This is a genomic window from Mesorhizobium sp. M1E.F.Ca.ET.063.01.1.1, from assembly GCF_003998155.1.
GTDB lineage: Bacteria > Pseudomonadota > Alphaproteobacteria > Rhizobiales > Rhizobiaceae > Mesorhizobium.
This window is the reverse complement of the sequence record NZ_RZSC01001502.1, coordinates 1-547: the sequence shown is the minus strand read 5'-3', so window position 1 is coordinate 547 and position 547 is coordinate 1. Positions and strand designations below refer to the sequence as shown.

General features: G+C 67.1%; 1 protein-coding gene and 1 pseudogene. One reads left to right on the top strand and one right to left on the bottom strand.

What is annotated here, in order from left to right; genetic code table 11:
• Positions 1-231 (top strand): annotated as a pseudogene (locus EOA29_RS39465) (MFS transporter); the annotation flags it as partial.
• Between the two features lie 39 nt (positions 232-270).
• Here EOA29_RS39465 and EOA29_RS39460 read toward each other — a convergent pair.
• Positions 271-547: MarR family winged helix-turn-helix transcriptional regulator (locus EOA29_RS39460; RefSeq protein WP_145970159.1), on the bottom strand; the 277-nt coding region annotated here is incomplete at its 5' end.

Genomic DNA, 547 nt, shown 5'->3' with positions numbered 1-547 from the left:
GCGAGCCTCATCATCAGAATCGCGCCCGATGCGGCTCCGATCGTGCTCTCGCTCAACGCCTCGGCGCTCTATCTCGGCGTCGCGCTTGGCGCGGTGGTCGGCGGTGGTGTGCTGCGCTTCGGCGCGCCGGCCGATCTCGGCCTGATCGCGGCCGTGTTCCCGATCGTTGGACTGGGCGTGGTGCTGGCCGGACGGGTGCTGGCTCGCCCGGTCGCCATGCCGGCGGAATAGGTTCCGCTAAAACGCGGGTGCCTACTGGCGGCCGCTTCTTCAGAGGGAAGGAGCGGCCGCCGGCATTTCCAAATCCAGATCAGCCACCGCGTCCAGCGTTGCGCGCAGCTTTGCGGCCTGCTCCGCGCCGACCTTATCCTCGAATTGCCGCTGGGCAGCGCTCCACAGCTTGATCGCCTCATCGAGCTTGGCCCGGCCCTGCAGCGTCAGCCGCACGCGCTTGATGCGGCGATCATCCTTGTCCGCAAAAGTCTCGACATAGCCGTCGCGGATCAGCGGCTTCAGCGTGTGGCCCAGCGCAGAGAGATCCATGATC